The sequence below is a fragment of the Candidatus Paracaedibacter symbiosus genome (assembly GCF_000757605.1).
Taxonomy (GTDB): Bacteria; Pseudomonadota; Alphaproteobacteria; order Paracaedibacterales; family Paracaedibacteraceae; genus Paracaedibacter_A; species Paracaedibacter_A symbiosus.
In genome coordinates this window covers 1-875 of record NZ_JQAK01000023.1, presented here as the reverse complement: position 1 = coordinate 875, position 875 = coordinate 1, and the positions used below count along the sequence as shown (strand labels likewise).

Below are 875 nucleotides of genomic sequence, written 5' to 3'. Positions count from 1 at the left end.
TGGGGGATCCGCAGTTGCGCTGGTGGGCGCTGATCCAGCAGCACGGAGCCGGCAGCCCCATGGCGGAGGTGCTCGTCGCCGTGGCGCGGAGCCTGCCGCAGGTGGTGGATGACTATGCATCCAAGATGTACTGGACCGCCAAGAATCGCCAGGAATCACATTTCAACCACCACCAGAACGCGATGCTGAACGAGGTTCGGCGGGAGGCGCTCAGCAGTGCGTCCGATGCGGCCGTGCTCGCCTGGTGGGAACCGGAACGGATGATGTACATCCACGCGCTGCAGGCACAGGACGCTCCGCTATGCACGGCGTTGGCCGGAGATGCTCGTGGCATATCACGCGCCACCGCCGCCGAGATGCAGTCCGAATATCTACTCAGGTTGGTCGCCTTGTTGGATACCCTGCCCGAGCAGGAAGCCAGGACACTGGCTACGCCCGAGCAGCTTTTCCGGGACGGGCAGGCCCATTCGCGCCTGATGCAGCGCGCCTACCAGGATCTCGCTGGCCCCCAGGCGGGCCGATCGCAGGTGTGGAGTCCACTCCAGCGCTGTGCGTTCATCGTCTCGGTCCACCGGCAGTTGCAGGGATTGCCTGCCACCCAGCGTGCGTCGATGGTCCGCTACCTGGAGCTGCAGTAGGAAGCTGCGGGGCGGCGGCGCAACCGGCCGGATGCAGAATGAAGACGCCGCCCGGCGGCGGCGTCCTGCGGCTGGCCATCACCGTGATCGGCCGCTCAGTTCACGCCCTGCGCCAGCATCGCGTCGGCGACCTTGACGAAGCCGGCGATGTTGGCGCCGTCCACATAGTTGACGCTGCCGTCGCGGCGCTTGCCGTGGCGTACGCAGTTGGCGTGGATGTCCTTCATGATCACGTGC

1 protein-coding gene and 1 pseudogene are annotated in these 875 nt (G+C 66.3%); one reads left to right on the top strand and one right to left on the bottom strand.

Annotation, left to right across the window (positions count from 1 at the left end):
- Nucleotides 1-638, top strand: a 638-nt coding sequence (locus tag IG80_RS0111790) for a hypothetical protein (RefSeq protein WP_032114225.1), incomplete at its 5' end; no start/stop codon positions are given.
- Nucleotides 639-733: 95 nt separating this feature from the next.
- On the opposite strand, the pseudogene IG80_RS17115 reads toward IG80_RS0111790, so the two are convergent.
- Nucleotides 734-875: pseudogene (locus IG80_RS17115) on the bottom strand (NADP-specific glutamate dehydrogenase); the annotation flags it as partial.